Below are 18,007 nucleotides of genomic sequence, written 5' to 3'. Positions count from 1 at the left end.
TTACGATTGGTTTAAGAAATCATAAAGTAATCTTAAAAATCATAATCATCTGCGTTCCATTATGAAAATCATCGACCTCTCAGTTACTATTTCGCCGGAGATTAAAGAGCCGCTGCCAACTAAAATTGACTACGAAGACCACAAAGAAGGTGCCCGGAAAATGGGATCCAAACTCTTCGGCGGGGCTTCTGAAGGCGTTTTTCTGGAAGGCAACGGCCCCGCCGGGGAGTTCCTGTACCTGACGGGCCACGCCGGAACGCACATCGACGCCCCGTGGCACTACTTTCCCACCAGCGAGGGCAAGCCGTCGCGAACCATCGAGCAGATGCCCCTGGAATGGTTCTACGGCGATGGCGTCGTGCTGGATTTCACCGACAAACCCGACGGCTACTGTTTCACCACCGCCGACGCGCAGGAGAAGTTAGCGGCCATGAACTACACGCTCAAACCGTTCGACATTGTCCTGGTGCGCTGCGATGCCGACAAGCGACTCCACGACGATGACTTCGTGAAAATTCACGTTGGGGCCTCCGCCGAAGCGACTCACTGGCTCATCGACCAGGGTATCAAGGTCATGGGTACCGACGGCTGGGGCTGGGACATTCCCCTGCACATTCAGGCTGAGGATTACGCGCAGAACCCGCGTCCGGGTGTGATCTGGGCAGCTCACTACGTTGGCCGGGAGAAAGAGTACTGCCAGATCGAGAAATTGGCCAACCTCGACCAATTGCCTTCGCACGGGTTTAAAGTCAGTTGTTTCCCGGTAAAAATTAAAGGAGGCAGCGCGGGCTGGTGCCGGGCCGTTGCTTTTCTGGAGGCATAGATTCGGGCAAAACTTACTTGGAGAGGCCAGTACGTCTACACGGTAATCACTACGTCATCGGTGGCGGGGTAGCCCGTGCAGGTCAGAATCCAGCCTTCGGCTCTGTCCTGATCCGTTAGTACGTCGTTGATAGTCATCCTGACCTCCCCGGCCGAACAATGGGCGGCACAGGTGGAGCAACGGCCCCCGCGACAACTGTAGGGCAGGCGAATACCGGCGTCCAAAGCGGCCTGTAGGATGGATACGTAAGCGGGTACGTGAACGGAGAACGCCTGCCCCCGGATCACTACCTGGATGGTTCGGGCCTGGGTAAATGCCGGAAGCGGAGTAGGGGAAGCCGAATGAACCACGAAATTTTCCCGTCGGATCTGATCATCGCGAAAACCGGTTACCAGCAGCGTAAACCGAATCATACGCATGTAGTCGGCAGGGCCGCAAATAAACACCTGTGCCCGGCCCGCGTCGTGCCGAAGCAGCGTCGGCAGCAGCGTTTGCAGTCGCAGGTTGCTCAGCCGTCCTGGCTCAACCCGCCCCCCTGATTTGGTGTCGGTGTGGTCGGGCTGGCTGAGCAGATGGATGAGTGCAAACTGGCTAGCGTACTGCTGGTGTAGCTGGGCTAATTCCTCCCGAAAAATGATTCTGGATGAGTGGGTATTGCTGTAGAGCAGGGTCACGTGGCTTTTTGGCTCCTCCGCTACCGCCTGCCGCAGCAGGGGTAGCAGGGGCGTAATGCCGCTGCCCGCGCCAAACAGCAGCAGGTCGCGGGGTGGTCCATCCGGCTCCGTTTTCAGGGTGAACCGACCGGCGGGTAGCAGGCTCTGGAGGAGGTCACCCAGTTGCAGCGTGTCCAGCAACTGGCGGGATACCGCGCCATTGGCTACGCGCCGGATGGTGATTCGGAGTCCATCGCCGGGCAGTGAACTAAGCGAGTACGACCGCCGAACCTCGTGGCTGTTGACCCGTATCAGCAGCGTCAGAAACTGACCTGGCCGGAAAGGCACCGCCCGACCGTCAGTCGACTCCAGCCAGAAACTGCGCGTGTCGGGGGCTTCGTCAACAATCCGTACAACGCGGAGGGTTAGGGGTGAGTCAGGCATAGTGTTCGCGTTTCATGACCATAGTCTGCTCACCGGTTTACGCACATGGCTCCGGGGTTTCACTACCGGAAATCGAAATACAGCACCCCCTGAAACGTGTCCTGACCACCGTTGGCACCTGTCAGGGCTTTCTGACTCTGGGGGCCAAGTCCCTCGGCTTTCTGAAACTTGGTGCCAATGGCCGGAATGTCGTGCAGAAAAGAGATGCCGCCCGCCGGAAATACCGGCACCGTGTTGTCATTGGGAGCCGCCTTGGGCCGGGCCGGGGTGAGCATCCGCAAAAACAAATCGTCGCTGGCCGACAGCATCGTAAACGCGCCTTCGGTGGTTTGCACCCGCGCCCCGTAGAAGTTGGCGTAGTAGCCTTTGAACTCCGGGTAGTCCCAGCGTTCGCCCGTGATGGCATCGTTGTAGGGCTTGTTCCACCCGCCAAGGGTGCCGCCTTTGAGCCGGTTGCGCCACACCCGGTATGGACCGTTGCCCAGCAGATACATGCCGGTTACGGCCTTTTCGGGGTAGTCGAACGTTACGCCAGGCATCTCCAGGGCCACGCCCGGCCGGTAGCGATACGCCAGTTTCAACCAGCCCGACGGGTACATTGTCCAGACGACGTTGAACCGAAACTTGCCGTCGTAGGTAGCTTCCACCACGTGCGTACCGAGCGTGTCGTAGTGCCGGAGACTTTTGAAAACCGCATCCCCCTCAATGAGTACCGGGCCGTTGGTTAGTGGGAGGGTGTTTTTGGTATTTTTTACCTCCTGCAGCAAGCCCGTTTTGGTGTTCAGCACAACCGATACCCCGCCCGCCGACAGCGTGAGTTGGTCACCGGTTTTGCGGGTAGTAACCGTTCCCTGCCCCTTCTCCATCAGCCGATTGGCAACGCGGCTGGGCATCGAAATGGGCCACGACCACGTGTGAATTTCCCGACCGTACGGATCATTGGCTGTCACGTACAGCGCGTCGTAGTCTTGCCAGGCTTTGGGCAGCGACACCGTCAACGTACCCGTGGTACGGGGTTTAACGTCGGGGGCGGTCAGGCTGCCCGTTAGCGTCGTCGTATCGCCGGGGGTCATGCCGCTAAATTTTTTAAGCGTCCAGCGGAACGTGCAGCGGTTGAGGTTGGTCTGGTCAAACCGGTTTTCGACCGGGAGCTGCCCGTTGAACTGGGGCGTGATGAATCGTTTCGGGAAAAACACGGGCGACCAGATTTCGCGGATAGTGTAGAAACTGGCTTCTTTCTCGCGGTAAGGACCTAGAATACCATCGGCGGCTGAATTACCGTTGGTGTCCATCTTTTCCGGTCCGTCGCCACGGTCCTGGTCCGTGCGAACTACCGCCTGATCGCAGTAATCCCACAGAAATCCGCCCGCCGACAGGGGGGTAGACCGCATCAGGTTCCAGAAATCGTCCAGCGCGGCTCCATTGCCGCCGTCATAGAGACCGTGTAGAAACTCGGTTGGGAAAAACACGTCGCGGCCGTTGAAAAACGTGTTCAGGCCGTAGTTATAGTTGATGTAATGCTTCGTGTTAGTGCCATAGCGGTTGATCCAGGGGTGAATCACGGGTCGTTTCTGAATGTCGTAACGCGGGTAATCGGGCACCAGATCGAAGTTGAAACCGCCTTCGTTGCCGTTGGCCCACAGCACCACGCAGGGGTGGTTTACGTCGCGGATAATGAGCTCTTTTACTAATTTCCGGCCAACGGGCGTGTCGTAGGGCGGATACTGCCAGCCCGTCAGTTCATCAATCACAAACAGCCCCAGCGAGTCGCACACCTCCAGAAAATGTTTGTCGGGCGGGTAGTGCGACATCCGCACGGCGTTCATGTTCATGTCTTTGATGAGGTTCACGTCCAGCACGCTGATTTGCCGGTTGGTGGTGCGCCCCGTTGTGGGCCAGAACGACCCCCGGTTGACACCCCGGAACATGATCCGCTGCCCGTTGACGTAGAGGCCATCGTGCTCGCGCAGTTCGACCGTGCGAAAGCCAAACCGTTCGGTCAGGCTGTGAACGACCGCCGTTTTAACTTTCAGGCTGACGTTTACCCGGTACAGATTCGGAAATTCGGGTGACCACAGGGCCGGACTGGTAAATTTTCCACGCACCCGAACCACAGTATCGCCGGGCTGAACCGCTACGGTCAGGTCCTGACCGACGGGCTGGCCGCGTTTGTTAACAATCCGGGCTTCGACCGATCCGGTGGACGTGATCCCGTCGGTGAAAACATCCATGCTGAACGACCCGTCGGCTTTAGCGTCGATGGCCGTCCGTTCAATGCGCTGCTGCGGATAGGCTTCGAGAAAAACCGGCCGGAAAATACCTCCAAACACCCAGAAATCAGCCTTCCGTTCGGCATCGTTCACCGTCCAGTTCGAGGACACTTTGCTGACGCGAACCTCCAGTTGATTCGGTTGTCCGACTTTCAATAAAGGGGTGATGTCATACCGGAATCGATAGAAAGCCCCCTGGTGAATGGGTCCGGCTAACTGACCGTTCACTTTCACTTCGGTGTCCGTCATGGAGCCGTCGAAGACGATGAACACGCGCTTTTGCTGCCAGTTAGCCGGAACCGTGAACGAGTGCCGATACAAACCGACTTCCAGCGAATCCTCTTTGCCGAAACCATAATCGTAGTTGCCAAACCCCTGCAACTCCCAGTTCGACGGTACCGGAATGGTGGTCCACTTGCCGCTGTTGCGGCCTGCGGTGCACTGAAACTCCCAGTTAACCGTGTCGTCCTTACCCGTGCCGGACAGGTATTTGATTTCGGTTTTCTGGGCAAAGAGCGGCTGGGCTGCCAGCAGACAGCTAATGAACAGGTAGAAAGCGATGCGCATTGGGTTAGGAAGCAAAAATAAAAAATGAGTGCTATTTGCCCGAATTAGTGGCTTTCAGGTTGGCGTCGGGGGTGGTTTTTTGGTCGCGTTGCAGGGCTTCCAGCGCAGCGGCTAAATACACCAGCGGGGCGTTCCAGTTGATAGCAATTTCGTTGGACGCGTATGAGCAGTCGGCGTCAATGTACACTTCATCGGCGTTGGTGGTGGTGTAGCCGGGGCATTTGTCCTGCCGGGCGGCATTGGCGTTGGGACCTCCCGACAACAAGCCCGGCACGGGCGCGTCGATGCCGTCGGCCACCGACGGGCGGTGGTGCGGGTGCATGGGCGTTTTGTCGCCAAAGCCGGTCAGGAACGAGTAGCCAACGGCGTTGCGGCCCAGCAGATAATCTAAGTTGCCCAGAGCATAGTGAAGATAACGACTACGATTGGGTGAGTCCGTCAGCCGGTACGCCTGAAGGAGCGCAATCCCCTGGTTGGCGGCTTCGGCACTGCTACCCCAGATGAAATCCCGCGCCGACCTGCCCATTACGGTCTGAAACGCCTGCTGGTCAGCGCCCATTATTAGCGAATCGGCCATGGCCGCTAACCGCTGCTTCAGCATGGGCAGGTCTTTTTGGCCGAGGGCGGTCAAATTGTTACCCGACCGGGCCAGCGTGTAATAAGCGAGGGTGCGAACCTGCGCCCACGACGGCAGGGGCATCCGGGCATCGGGAAACAGGTTGACAGTCGTGTAGTAGGTGTCGTCTTTGGTGGTAACATACAGTTCAGCAGCGGCCCAAATCCACTCGTCGGCCGCGTTACGGTCTTCATAGCCACCCGTAACCACGTCGGGGTCGAAGTTGGTATTCATGTCCCGCTGATTGTAGGCCAGTGTCGGGTTCGCTTTCGCCCAGCCCCAGGCCCGCACAGCCGCCGACAGGCAGGAATCCGCCAGGCCGGGCAACTCCCGATTGTAGGGTTTGATCACACGGGCGGCCTGCGCCATCACGGCGGCAAAATCGAGCGTGGCGGTAATGCCTTTCGCCACCACGTACCGGTCTTTGACGGCTTTGTCGGGCATTATCATGCCGTCGAAGCTGGGATTGGTCAGTTTGTGGTAAACGCCCCCGTCGCCGGGGTCCTGCATGGTCAGCATCCAGCGGAGGTTCCACAGTGCTTCGTCGAGAACGTCGGGAACGGTATTGCCACTCTCGGGGATGTTGGTGTTCAGCGTTTTGACATAGTCCGGGAAATCTTCGCAGAGTGACAGCAGTGTCCCCATCGTGATGCCGGAGTTGACGATGTACTTGTTGTAATCGCCCGCATCATACCAGCCGAGGGGCGACGAAATGACCGTTCCCGCCGGTCGTCCCGCCGAAGCCGCCGACGGATGAATGAGCACCCGCGTGTCGGGGTGACCCGCCGGACGCGCCCACTGCCCGGCGTATTTCGCGGGCAACTCAATGGCCGTTCGCTGATAATAAAATCCTTTGATAGCCCCAACGGCTACCGCCCGATGCACGTCAGACTGAATGGTAAACGGGTAGGAGTGGCCCAGACCCGGCACGACAACGACGTACTCACCCGGTTTGGTGAAGGCCGAAAAGTCGGCCGTGCGGGTGATTTTTCCCGAAATGGGATTCTGGCGCGAGCTGCTCATTGGCCCCACGAAAACCACCGTTCTGAGGTCGGGCGTCATCACCTGAAATTTGCCCGGCGTATCGCCCACAACCACCGCAACTTTAGCCGCGTTGGGGTAAAACCCCACCTGATTCAGCCGGATACTTTCGGCCAGGGGTTGATTCTGCGCCAGGAGGCTGCCATTCGCCAGAATCAGCCAAGTTAAAAGGGCAGTTAACCGACCAAACGATGTTTTCATTAATTAATCAGGTTTGCTGCTTATTTCACAACGTTCATACGACCCCGCATTACGTAAAAATGGCCCGGCACCGAGCATTCGTACTCGTAACTGCCCGGTTTGTCGGGCGCTATGAAATAGATGGTTTCGTTGGTATTGGGTTGTAACAGGTTCGTGTGGTGCAGCACCTTCTCAGTTTGGGGAATGTACTGTTTCTCCTGCCCTTCCAGCCCCAATTTCATCGCCAGTTCGCCCACCTGCGTCGCGGAGCCGGGCATGACCACCACGAAATTGTGCAGCATGTCGTCTTCGTTGTTGAACACTACCCGCACCTTGCTGCCCGCTTTTACCTGAAACTGCTCCGGCGCGAACTTCAGCCCCGGCTTTGTGCCCATGTTGATGGTGTAATCCGGCTCACCCCACGATTCGGGCATCTCGGTCACCCGTTTTGCCAGTGCCCGGCCGGTTGGTTTCGCGGCCGCAACCGGTTTGGTTGGCGACGCTTTCTTGGTAGTCGTTTTTGCGTTAACCGGCGGTGTGCCCGACGTGGAGGTCGTCATCATGGCCGCGTGGTCATGCTTCGGCGCGATGCTGGCCACGGTCAACCGGTCGCCGTCGGGAAGGTTATTGAGCGTGTAGTAGCCCACCGTATGCAGCAGTGCTTTGCCAGTGGCCGACCGAACGCCCGGTGTCGTAATCTCGTGGATATACCCCAGTCGCAGGCTGTCGACCACGAGCCTTGCTTTCAACCCGTCTTTCGATACGACGATGCCGCGAACCGGGCAGCCCCCGCGATTGATAACCGGGCTGCCGTAGGTGGCGTGGTACTTGTAGTTGAAGCCCGTCACCTTATACGAAGCCGGGTCTGCCGCCAGATTTCGGTCGACGGGTTGGGTAAATTCAATTTCAAATCCATCGGGCATAGCGTGGATGGTCTTCATCTCGAACGGCGTTTTACCCGTCCAGACCACGCGTTGCAGGCTGAATAGTTCTTTGCCGGTTGAGGACCAGCCCCGGCTCGTCATTCCCACGAACAGCGACGCATCGTGGCCCCAAACCATCCGCAGTACACCCGACGAAAAGCCTTCGCGAAACGGAAACACCACGCCCTGATACTCGCCCTTCACCCGCTCGAAATCAACGCGCGACAGAATGCTTTGGCCCTGATCACCCACAAATAACTGTCCGGCAAACGGTCCAAACTTCCCTTTTGTGTTGTCGGTCAGCAGGCCCGACGTCGAGATGCCGAGGATGCCGTGCGGAAGCCAGACGGCGGGGGCTTTCAGGTCCGTAAACCGCTTCGACACGTCGTAGAGTGGTTCGCCGGTATTGGGCACGTCCTGCGGTTTAATTTTCAGGGGTGAACCGGGCAAATCCGTCCAGCGGAGACTTTCGGCGTTGCCCAGGAAATCGCCCTTCTCGACCTGCGAAATGCGGCCCGACCCGACCCAGTCGCCCTGATTCTCGGTGTAGAAGAAATCGCCGGATTCGTTCATGCCGTAGCCAGCGGGCGAGCGCATCCCGGCCGCGAAGGGCGTCATTTTGCCGTCGGGGGTGATTTCGAGCGTCCAGCCGCGCCAGGGCACTAAGCTCACGCCATGCCCTAAGCTGTTGCTCCAGCCTACGTTGAGCGTCACGAGCATGTTGCCATTGGGCAGGAACGTCGGCCCGTATGAATACTCGTGGTAATTGCCCGACAGTGGCCACGAATACACTTTATCGTAGGAGTCGGCGCGGCCGTCGCCATCGTTGTCGTGCAGGCGGGTCACCTCGCTGCGCTGCGTCACGTAAATGTCGCCGTCTTTGTAGGCCAGCCCCAGCGGTTCGTGCAGACCATAGGCAAAGCGTTTGTAGGTGGGCCGCTCGGTACCGCTGATGTACGGATTTGAGACGATCCAGACTTCGCCCCGGCGCGTACAAACGGCCAGATTGCCATCGGGCAGGGTGGCCATGCCGCCAACTTCCAGAATGATGTCTTCCGGTACGGGCAGCGAAATGAGTTTATAAAAATCGTCTTCCTTTTCAGGGTCGGCGTCCACTTTAGCCAGTCCCTTCGGAGCCGGAGCGGGTTGCTTACTGCTCGAACTGACCGGCAAACCCGTTTTGGACTGAATCTGCGCGTCGGCCGACAAAAAGCCGAACAAGGCCAGCCCCGCCGACAGCAGCGCGGTTCTGGCAAAATGAGGTATATAAAGATGTGTGAGGTTCATAGGTTGTTTACCAAACGATTGAATAAGTTAGCGTACCCGCGTTATTGGTGGCTTTTAGGGGTAGCAGCATCTCTTTTGTGTTCCGCGCCGTGCTGCGGATGATCGGCTTCTGGTTACCCGGCAACTCAATCAGGTACTGTTTGTCGTTCACGGCGTATAGACCATTGGGCAGGGCTGTAATATCACTTCCTTCGGCCACGCGGCACCAGAGGTTGCCGGATGACTGGCTGGACTCACTTGTTGCGGGCGTTACGGCAAACGAGTGCATTAATTTCCGACCGCCATCTTCCGCCGTAAACGATTCCCGAACGGCTGTTGCACCCAGCGTGTACTTGAAAACGGGCCGACCCGTCGGGTCAATATCGTAGCCTAAGTTGGTGTACGTCGCGTTGGAATCGGGCCAGGCCGCGTTCTGATCGGCGAGGTAGGTTAGCGACGGTTTCCCCGACAACTCGATCACGCTGCCGAGCGGCACCGATAGCTGCGTTTCGCCCCGTCCGTACCACATGGGCGTCGTTTCCAGAAAATCGCCCCGCCAGATTTGCAGGAATTCGCCTTTGCTCAGGTCAACGGTGTAATTGGCCTGACCGGGCTCACCCACCGAAATTGTGTGCGTGTGTTTGAGACCGCGATGGTTGACAAAACCGCGCTGCATAACGGGTTCACGGTTGGCCAGCAGCGAAATCTCGCCCACCGGGTCTTCGGCCCGAATCACCTGATTGAGCGTCGTTTGCTGAACGCCGGGGCCTTCGATGGAAAGCAGTATGTCGTTGGAGCGGGCATACCAGAGTCCGTTGTTTTTGTAATAAGCCAGCACCACCGGCAGATCGCCCGCGTCTAAGCTGACCATTGCCGACGCCGTGCCGCCCTGCTTACCACTAATGCTCAGCACGGGTTTGCCCGCGATGGTCAGTTCCCCGGCTCCGTTGGGGCGGTTGGGGTCGGTTTCGGCGGGAATCCAGCGGAGGTTCAGGTTGAGCAGGTACTGCCCGGCGCGGGGAATGCGCAGCGTGCCGGTGATTTTTCCGCCAAACCGGTCGCGGTTGCCGGGGGCGAGGTGGGCCAGCACGTCGAGGTCCATCTGCCGCGTTGGTTTAAGCGCGTCGAAATCAGCTACCGATTTAAAACGGCCTTCGTAGGCGCTCAGTTGCATGTTCGTCAGCGTCACCGGTTCCGGGCTGTAGGCTTTGTAGCGGATGTTGCGAATGGCAACGGCGCCGTCGTCGCCGGGCACCATCAGCGGGCCAGTGGGTTTCTCATCGGCGAAGGCAGCCGCCCGCGTGGGGCCGGTTACTTCCACATTTTCCTGCACCACAACGCTGTTCAGCATCACCTTCAGAAAGCGGGCGTTGGCCGTTTTTTCACCCGTTGCGTTAAAGCGCGGGGCGCGGAACACGACGGTCAGGTGCTGCCACAGGCCCGGTGCTTTGCTCACGTTCTGCATGGGCGGGTGGCCCTCGTAACCCCTTCGTCCGTCGGGTCGGCTTTCGTCCCAGCGTTCGCCAATGGCCCCGCAGTCGCTCGATTTTGGTATGCTGACGCCCCAGCTATCAACCAACTGCACTTCGTAGCGGCTCTGTAGATAAATGCCGGAGTTAGCCCCTTTTTCCAGCATGAAGTCAAGCTCCAGTTGCAGGTCGCCGTGTTCGAGGGTGGTGAACAGCGGCTCTTTGCTCTTGTTGGACGGCGTGTTCACCAGCACACCCGTACCCGGTTTGGTGGCTCCTGCCCCGGCTTTGTTCAGGTCGTAAAACACGTCGCTGACGACTTTCCAGTTGCCGCCTGTCGGCTTGAAATCGGCCAGATTTTGGAGAGCAATCGTGTTAGCGGGTAGTTCAATGGGTTGCGCCCCCGCGCTGACCGCCAGCAGCAGGCCCAGCAGCGAACCACAAAACGTGTGTTGCATAGAGTAAACGAGTACGATAGGATGGTATAAGTCAAACGTAACGTGAAGATACCATCCCGCGCAAATAGGCTGATATAAAACCTATTTTTTGTCGTACCAAAATTACGGCTCCCCACGCGCATGGCATAGGGTTGTTTGATGCCAAATAGGGGTGGGAATGTTAAGCAGCCCGGCGGGAGAAACTAAATCACCTTTTGTTTACAAACGATACCATGAGCAACCAAATAATAAATATCACATGACCCAACTGTTAAAAACCGAAAGCCGATTCCTTCGCTACCTATATTGCTCCTGCCTGTTTTACGGTAGGCGCTGCCCATACTCAATCCACGTTGATCCTCAAACCTTCCTCATTATGACGTATCTGATCTCATGACTGCTACCAACCAAACAATCGTTCGGGCCGCCATCTACCCGGCTATTGGCGTTGCCAGAGTAGGCAACAGCCCGGCCGACTATTTCATCGGCCCCGAAACAACGACGGCGGCCAAACAACCCGCTGGTTTCTACAAAGATGCCACCGGGGCGCTGAAGCGGCAGGCCGCCCGGTTTCGCGTGTATGGCCTCAACGCGAAAGGCGACATTGTCGCTGAATTAACGGCCGATAACGCGGACATTACCTGGACAGTCCACGTAGCGAATAAAAAAGCCGCCTGGTATGAGTTCGACGTAGCCATGGACATTCCCCAGGCCAAGCCCGTGCCCCTGCGCAACGCCAACTTCGTGGGGGACGACCGGCAGCAACTCGTCATTGATCCCGGTCCAGTAACGATTTCGGGCGCTAATCAGGCGGGTTCGGACTATTGCTTCGACGGGGGGCACTTCCTAAGTGAGCCGGTTTATCTGGGCGAACTCCGTACCGACGAGCAGGGTCGATTGTTGTTTCTGGGCGGGCGGGGCGTTTCCCGAACGCCTTATCCGGCCAACCCACCCACCACGTTTGCCAACAACAACGGCTGGCACGACGACGTATCCGACGGGCCGGTAGACGCGCAGGTGACCGTTGATGGGAAAAGCCTGCCCGTGGAGGGGGCCTGGGTTATATGCGCTCCGCCCAATTACGCCCCCGACGTCATTTCGATTCAAACGATGTACGACGTGACGGTCGACGCTGTGCAGGGCTATTACGGCGTTCCTAAAAAGCAGCCTTCGTTTCAGGACGACATTTTGCCGCTTCTTCAGCAGTTCAGTCAGTGCCAGTGGGTCAATCAGGGATTCTACGTTGCCTTTGGCCATAAGCAAGCCTATGATTTTACCGATCCTGCTCTGCTCCGGCGGCTGGCAACAATCACGAAAGACAAGGACGGGACCATAACGGATGATTACCGCGAATACCGGCGTCAGATTTTTAACTACTTCCGGTCGCCCAACTCCCTTCAGATTGAGCCGCAGCGCTGGCCTTGGATGTATGGCGACAACATGAACGTACCGGCCACGACCCCCAATGGCTACTTCACCCTGACCAAAACGCTCTACGGGAACCTGACCCAGTGGCTCAACGGTGACTTTGCCGCCGACTGGAATCCTGATGCGCCCGCCCCGCAGTCCATCGACGAGATTACCAACCTGAGTGAGCAGGCGGCTATGCTTACCAAAGCAGCTTTGTGGTATTGCCTCGGCGGGCCGTTCCATCCGGGTTGCGAATTGACCTGGCCCATGCGGCTGACGGGCATGTACACCAGTCCGTTCCGCATTCGGCGACGTCCTGCTACGTACCCAGAACCGGACTACGGCCCCCTGCTGTCGCCCGCCCTGCTCAGCGATGTGTTCACAACCCCGCCGGGTATTTTCTGGAATGGGCCGGGTGATCTTACGCGCTGGATGGCCTGTCCCTGGCAAAGCGACACCGCCAGTTGCCGGGCGGGTTACGAAGCCAAGTACGACCCGCTGGTGCCCACTTTCTGGCCCGCCCGGGTTCCCAACACCGTGTTGAAAGAAATGGACTATGAGGTGGTGATGGACACAAGCCGCCCGCGCTCTGAACGCTTAGACGCGTTTAACCGCCGGGCGAGTTGGTACCGCCTGCTGGGGCCTGGGTACTTGGATGCGCTGGTGGCGATGATTGATAAATTTGGCGATTTAGGCGTCGTTGAATATCGGCCGGGCGTGGCCGACGATCCCGATTTTCCGGTGGAGATGTACGTGGAGTCAAAGCCGGGTTCGGCGGGTTCGTCACCAACGCGTTTGTTGCGAAGCGCGGGGCCGGAGGCCGTGCAGGAGGACTCAGACGCTATTCCCAACGACACGGGGCTGTACGTGGGACCTGTTGGCCGGGGTGCCCGTAACCGTTGAGGTCCATGCGCTACGACGTGGTGGTGGTTGGCGGTGGACCAGCCGGATCGGTGGCGGCCCAAGTGCTGGCCGAACGCGGGTGCCGGGTGTTGCAGTGGCACTATCCCCCGGCTGGTGCTTTTCGGGTGGGGGAGAGCTTAGTGCCGTCGGCCCAGCTACTTCTCACCGAATTGGGCGCGTGGACGAGCTTCCTGACGGATGGGCATTTGCCTTGCTACGGCAACCGCTCGGCCTGGGGCAACTCTACGCTAATTGACACCGATTTCATTCGTTCGCCCTACGGTCATGGCTGGCACCTCGACCGCGTTCGGTTCGACAACCGGCTTCGGCAATGCGCCGAGAAGGCGGGAGTCAGCAGCCGGTTGGGGAAGGTTACGCGGTTAGAGAGCATCCGGTCCGGCGGCTGGCAGCTTACGGTTCAAACGCCGGAAGGAACCCAATCCGTGAGCGCCACCCACCTGATTGATGCCAGTGGACGGTCTGGTGTGGTGGCCCGGCATGTTGGTGTCAAACGCCGGTATGACGACCGTCAGGTGGCGTTTTTTGTTCGTTATCGAGCCGACACGACCGCCGGGTCAGATCAGGATTCAACGACCCTAATTGAAGCGGGCCCCACGGGTTGGTTTCATTCGGCGCGTCTGCCGCACGATGAGCGGATTGTTACTTTCTTTACCGATGCCGGGTCGGCCGCGTGTAAAGAAGCGACTACTCCGACGGGCTTCCACCGTCAGGTAGCCGCAACCGTGCATGTGTCGGCTACACTCAGATGTCATGGTTACGTGCCAATTCACACGCCCCAGTCCGCCGACGCCCGCAGCAGCGTCCTGACTCAAGTGGGTGGCGAACACTGGCTTGCCACCGGAGATGCAGCTTTGCGTTTCGATCCGCTTTCGTCGCAGGGCATTTTAGCGGCCATGTACACGGGTCTGATGGCAGGCAAAGCCGTGGCGGGCCGTTTGGAGAGCAGTTCAACCGCGCTGACGGAGTATGACCAGGCGCTCTCGACATTGTACGGGTCGTATCTGGTTAACCGGCAATCTTACTTCGAGAGCGAACACCGCTGGAGAGACCACCCCTTTTGGCAGCGGAGGCAAACGCTTCGCGCACCCCGGTAGGTATCTATGAACCGGTCACGGTTTCCAGCTCCCAATACATCAAGTCGTGCCGGAATCACTAATAAAAGTTTTACTATATCTACAGAGTACTTTTATAATAGTAAGAATATGCTTTTTGAGCGTTCAATATATAGTAAACTGAAAGAACACCTGAACCGACCTCAGATTACCGTACTGACGGGTATGCGCCGAACGGGTAAGACCACTCTGGTTAAGCAGCTTATGGCTGAATCGGCCATCCGTCAAACGCTGTACATCGACTTAGAGCGCATTGACAACCGCCTGCTGTGGACCGAAACAAACTACGAAGTCATTATACAGGCGCTCACCCAGCGGGGGCTGCGCTTCGATGAGCCGGTGTTGCTGGCCCTCGATGAAATTCAGTTAGTGCCGAATTTGCCCAGCGTTCTCAAATACCTGTATGATACCTACACGATTAAGTTCATCGTCACCAGCTCCAGCGCTTATTACCTGAAAAACCAATTTACGGAGTCGTTGGCTGGTCGAAAAAAACTGTTTGACGTGTATCCGCTCAGTTTTGGCGAGTTGCTCACGTTCAGGGGTGTTCAGGCTGGCCCGCTCACGTATGAACAGGCGGCCTGCTTTGTCCGGGCCGAGTATGAACGGCTTAAACAGTACTACGAAGACTATATCCTGTTCGGTGGATTCCCGGAGGTTGTCTTAGCCGATACAGCCGCCGACAAGCAGGACCTGATCAGCGATATTTTGAGTTCATACGTCAACTTCGACATTCTGACCTTGTCCGACATTCGTGATCCGGCCAACCTATATAAACTGATCAAGTTGTTGGCCGTTCGCGTTGGTACCAAGATTGACATCGCCAAACTGACAAGTTTAGTCGGGCTGGCCCGGCAAACGGTTGAGAATTACCTGAACCTGCTTGAGCAAAGCTACCTCATCCGCACGGTTCCGGTACTGGCCAACAGCCCTGACCGGGAGATTGTGAAGGCGCGTAAGCTGTATTTTTTAGACAACGGCATCGCTTCGTTAGCGGGTGATTTAGGCAGCGGGGCGCGTTTCGAAAACGCCGTGTTCAACCAACTGCTTCACCGGGGCGACGTGGCTTACTACCAACTCAAAAGCGGCCGCGAGATTGACTTTGTCGTGGATAAAGCCGTTGGTATGGAAGTCAAAGAGACAGCCGCCGAGAGTGATCTAAAACAGGTGAAATCCTTGGGGCAGAACTTGGCGCTGAGTCAGCACTACGTTGTCGGGCGTCATCCGTTGCGCACGTTCGAGGGTTACATCTGGGGTGGATTTATCCGGTGATATCGCCTGACCCATCACCGGTTGCGGCCGAACGGCTCGTGGCTGCTGACCCACCCGCTGGCGACAATGGCCAACTCAGAATTTATACCCGTAGCCTAACCGAACCACCTGCGTTTCGTAGTAGTCGGTGCTGACATACCGGAAGCCCTCGCCCTGCACCGTCCGCCGGATGCGCAGGGTGTTGGCGATGTCCGTAGCGTTCAGGAACAGTTCGCCTTTGCCCTTCTGAATGCTCTTTTTCAGGCCCAGATCAATGGAAAAACGCGAGTCGATCCGGCCCTGGGGCACCAGGTCGGGTGCTAAGTAAATAGCCGTAAGCTGCGCATCAAGCTGGCGGGGGAGGTGAAACAGAGCGTTAACTTTGACGTTGCCCGAAACCAACTGCTGCCGGTCGGCGGAAAACGTGTTCCTGACCGGATACTGGTTGACGACCGTAAACGCATCAATGGTGTTCCGGTACCCATTCAGGTTCAGATTAACGGTGGCCCACTTGTCGAAGCTCTGCGACAGCACGACCTCGACGCCCGTCATACGGCTCCGACCGGCATTCTGGAAAATGTTGTAGATCAGCGTACTACCGGGAACAATGCTGCCGATGCGCGTGATGGTCGACTGCATGGCCTTGTGATACGCAGCCGAATAAAGGTAGCCGCCCTCCCAGCCCGCTTTGTAGCCCAGCTCGTACGAGGTAGTGAACTGCGGCCGCAGGCCGGGATTACCCACTTTAATGATTTCGGCATCGTCGTACTTGGGGAAGATGCGAATATCGACTTCGTTGGGCCGGTCTACCCGGCGCGTGTAGAACAGCGAAAGCCGGTTATTGTCGTTCAGCTTGTAGGTCAGGCGCAGGTTCGGAAACGGCTGACCGTACTGATAACCGTCGCTTCGGTACGTGTTGTGATTGGGGTCCACCTCATACCGTAAGTCCACGTACTCGACCCGTACCCCAGCTTCTATCTCCACTTTCTTCGTTTCGATAATGTAGTTGCCGTACAGGGCCGGAATCCATTCGCTGTACGTCGCCCGGCCCCCGGCGTTGGTGTCGAGCGGGGAGTTCAGGCCCGGAAAAAACTGCATGTTCGTCGGGATGTTCCGCCGACGGAGCTTGGCCCCGGCTTCCACCCGGCCGTAGCGCAGGGGCTGCACGTAGTCGAGCGTCAAATCGCCGACGTGCTCATCCGACAGCAGCTTGAAGGAGTCGAACCCAGTGAACGTCGGCAGGCTATTGGTGAAAAAATACTTCTCGTCTTCCCGGTGGAAGGTGTAATTGAACCCGGCGTTGAGCAACCGGCCCGGCTGCCTGAATTTATGCTGCCAGTTGGCCGAAGCCGTCACGGTAGTTTTCAACTCATCCTCCAGAAACTGCCAGAGCCGCAGCCGCTCCGAGAGACTGCCGTTGAAAAATGGTTCGTCGCCCCGGTCGATGATTTTCTCGCTGCTGAACAGCCCCGATACGGTGACCGTGTTGTTGGTATTGGCGTACCAGTCGATGCCCGCTTTGCCGGTGACGATGTTGGTGTTCCGGTTGCGCTTGAGTTGCTGGCGAATTACGGTGCCGTCGTCGTAAAACCGGTCGGCAAATTCGTTTTTGTTCAGGGTTTGGGTGTACAGGTTATCGCCCTGGAAAAACAGGTTGACCTTATTTCTGCGGTAATTCAGCGAGAGTGACGGGTTGATTTTGGGCGTGTTGCGGTACTGGGGCCGGATGGTGGGGTAGTTTTCGCGTTTTTCCCACAGGGCACCCACGGCCGTTGCCAGACCCACTTTGCCGTTGAAGCCCTCTTTCTTTTCTTTTTTGTAGATGATGTTGATTATCCCGGCATTGCCGTTGGCATCGAATTTGGCCGATGGATTGTTAATGATTTCGATCCGGTCGATGGCCGAGGCCGGGATATTATCTAAGCCCGACTGACCACCGAAACCCGTCAGGGCCGTTTGCTTGCCATCAATCAGAACCATCACCTGCGTACTGCCCCGGAGTTGCACCTGGCCATCGTCGCCCACGGTAATGCCCGGCAAGTTTTTCATAGCTTCCAGAGCCGAACCCCCGGATTGGCTGATGTTGTCGGCCAACGTAAAGGTTTTTTTGTCCATTGTGGGGGCAATGGCTTCGGGCTGGGCCGTCACGACTACTTCACTGAGTTGAGCCGCTTCTTCGGTCAGTTCAAGGGTGCCTACATTCAGAAATTCACTCAACTGCCCCACCAGCACCGGCTGAACGGTGTTCCGGTAGCCGACGTAGGTAACTTTCAGGAGATAGTTGCCAGGCTTGACGCCGGGTATCGAAAACAATCCTTCTTCGTTGGTAATAGCGCCCGTCACGAACGCGCTGTCGGCTGGGGTGAGCAGCGTGACGTTCACAAACGGCAGTATGGCTTTGTTCCGGGTCTCCCGGATGGTTCCCGACAGCGTTACAGTAGCCGTTTGAGCTAAGGCGGCAACGGCCGATGTGGTAACGACTGAAAAAGTAAGCAGCAGTAAAAAGAGGAACGGCTTCATTCGGGTACAGTAAGCTGAGTTTATGCTCAAAGCTAACGAGTAATTTGGGAGCAATTCTGAAGTAAACGACTTCGTCGCATGAGCAAAAGCTGTCGCTTGAC

Annotated in this window: 10 protein-coding genes; 4 read left to right on the top strand and 6 right to left on the bottom strand. The window is 57.5% G+C overall.

The features are described 5' to 3' along the window. Window positions 1-61 precede the first annotated feature (61 nt). Complete coding sequence (locus ACYVHB_RS09225; protein WP_461051416.1) at window positions 62-823, top strand: cyclase family protein; 762 nt, start codon at window positions 62-64, stop codon at window positions 821-823. 35 nt (window positions 824-858) lie between these two features. Here ACYVHB_RS09225 and ACYVHB_RS09220 read toward each other — a convergent pair whose 3' ends face one another. The 5 genes from ACYVHB_RS09220 to ACYVHB_RS09200 form a co-directional block, all read right to left on the bottom strand. Beyond that, on the bottom strand, window positions 859-1,920 hold the full coding sequence (locus tag ACYVHB_RS09220) for a 2Fe-2S iron-sulfur cluster-binding protein (RefSeq protein ID WP_461051415.1): 1,062 nt from the start codon (window positions 1,918-1,920) through the stop codon (window positions 859-861). A gap of 62 nt (window positions 1,921-1,982) precedes the next feature. After that, window positions 1,983-4,757, bottom strand: coding sequence for a glycoside hydrolase family 2 protein (locus ACYVHB_RS09215; protein ID WP_461051414.1), 2,775 nt, complete (start codon window positions 4,755-4,757; stop codon window positions 1,983-1,985). 31 nt (window positions 4,758-4,788) lie between these two features. Then, entirely contained in the window at window positions 4,789-6,615 is a 1,827-nt protein-coding gene (locus ACYVHB_RS09210; protein WP_461051413.1) for a glycoside hydrolase family 9 protein, read from the bottom strand. Between the two features lie 20 nt (window positions 6,616-6,635). Continuing rightward, window positions 6,636-8,804 (bottom strand): plastocyanin/azurin family copper-binding protein, encoded by a 2,169-nt coding sequence (locus tag ACYVHB_RS09205; protein WP_461051412.1) that lies wholly within the window; start codon window positions 8,802-8,804, stop codon window positions 6,636-6,638. Between the two features lie 7 nt (window positions 8,805-8,811). Continuing rightward, window positions 8,812-10,710: a 3-keto-disaccharide hydrolase gene (locus tag ACYVHB_RS09200; protein ID WP_461051411.1), complete on the bottom strand. Its 1,899-nt coding sequence runs from the start codon at window positions 10,708-10,710 to the stop codon at window positions 8,812-8,814. 372 nt (window positions 10,711-11,082) lie between these two features. Between ACYVHB_RS09200 and ACYVHB_RS09195 the strand changes: the two genes are divergently transcribed. From ACYVHB_RS09195 to ACYVHB_RS09185, 3 genes are all read left to right on the top strand, one after another. Then, window positions 11,083-13,002 (top strand): LodA/GoxA family CTQ-dependent oxidase, encoded by a 1,920-nt coding sequence (locus ACYVHB_RS09195; RefSeq protein ID WP_461051410.1) that lies wholly within the window; start codon window positions 11,083-11,085, stop codon window positions 13,000-13,002. A gap of 5 nt (window positions 13,003-13,007) precedes the next feature. Beyond that, a complete protein-coding gene (locus tag ACYVHB_RS09190; protein ID WP_461051409.1) occupies window positions 13,008-14,117 on the top strand; it encodes an NAD(P)/FAD-dependent oxidoreductase in 1,110 nt (369 codons plus the stop codon). Window positions 14,118-14,225: 108 nt separating this feature from the next. After that, entirely contained in the window at window positions 14,226-15,407 is a 1,182-nt protein-coding gene (locus tag ACYVHB_RS09185; RefSeq protein WP_461051408.1) for an ATP-binding protein, read from the top strand. A gap of 75 nt (window positions 15,408-15,482) precedes the next feature. On the opposite strand, the gene ACYVHB_RS09180 is transcribed toward ACYVHB_RS09185, so the two are convergent. After that, window positions 15,483-17,906, bottom strand: coding sequence for a TonB-dependent receptor (locus tag ACYVHB_RS09180; RefSeq protein WP_461051407.1), 2,424 nt, complete (start codon window positions 17,904-17,906; stop codon window positions 15,483-15,485). Window positions 17,907-18,007 lie beyond the last annotated feature (101 nt).

Source organism: Spirosoma arcticum, from assembly GCF_054779955.1.
The sequence above is the reverse complement of the archived record's forward strand: the minus strand, read 5'-3'. Positions and strand labels throughout refer to the sequence as shown.

What these genes read in the sequence shown, in the direction of transcription:
- ACYVHB_RS09225 (WP_461051416.1), top strand. Translation starts at nt 62, where the DNA reads ATGAAAATCATCGACCTCTCAGTTACTATTTCGCCGGAGATTAAAGAG.
- ACYVHB_RS09190 (WP_461051409.1), top strand. Translation starts at nt 13,008, where the DNA reads ATGCGCTACGACGTGGTGGTGGTTGGCGGTGGACCAGCCGGATCGGTG.
- ACYVHB_RS09220 (WP_461051415.1), bottom strand. Translation starts at nt 1,920, where the DNA reads ATGCCTGACTCACCCCTAACCCTCCGCGTTGTACGGATTGTTGACGAA.
- ACYVHB_RS09205 (WP_461051412.1), bottom strand. Translation starts at nt 8,804, where the DNA reads ATGAACCTCACACATCTTTATATACCTCATTTTGCCAGAACCGCGCTG.
- ACYVHB_RS09210 (WP_461051413.1), bottom strand. Translation starts at nt 6,615, where the DNA reads ATGAAAACATCGTTTGGTCGGTTAACTGCCCTTTTAACTTGGCTGATT.
- ACYVHB_RS09195 (WP_461051410.1), top strand. Translation starts at nt 11,083, where the DNA reads ATGACTGCTACCAACCAAACAATCGTTCGGGCCGCCATCTACCCGGCT.
- ACYVHB_RS09200 (WP_461051411.1), bottom strand. Translation starts at nt 10,710, where the DNA reads ATGCAACACACGTTTTGTGGTTCGCTGCTGGGCCTGCTGCTGGCGGTC.
- ACYVHB_RS09215 (WP_461051414.1), bottom strand. Translation starts at nt 4,757, where the DNA reads ATGCGCATCGCTTTCTACCTGTTCATTAGCTGTCTGCTGGCAGCCCAG.
- ACYVHB_RS09180 (WP_461051407.1), bottom strand. Translation starts at nt 17,906, where the DNA reads ATGAAGCCGTTCCTCTTTTTACTGCTGCTTACTTTTTCAGTCGTTACC.
- ACYVHB_RS09185 (WP_461051408.1), top strand. Translation starts at nt 14,226, where the DNA reads ATGCTTTTTGAGCGTTCAATATATAGTAAACTGAAAGAACACCTGAAC.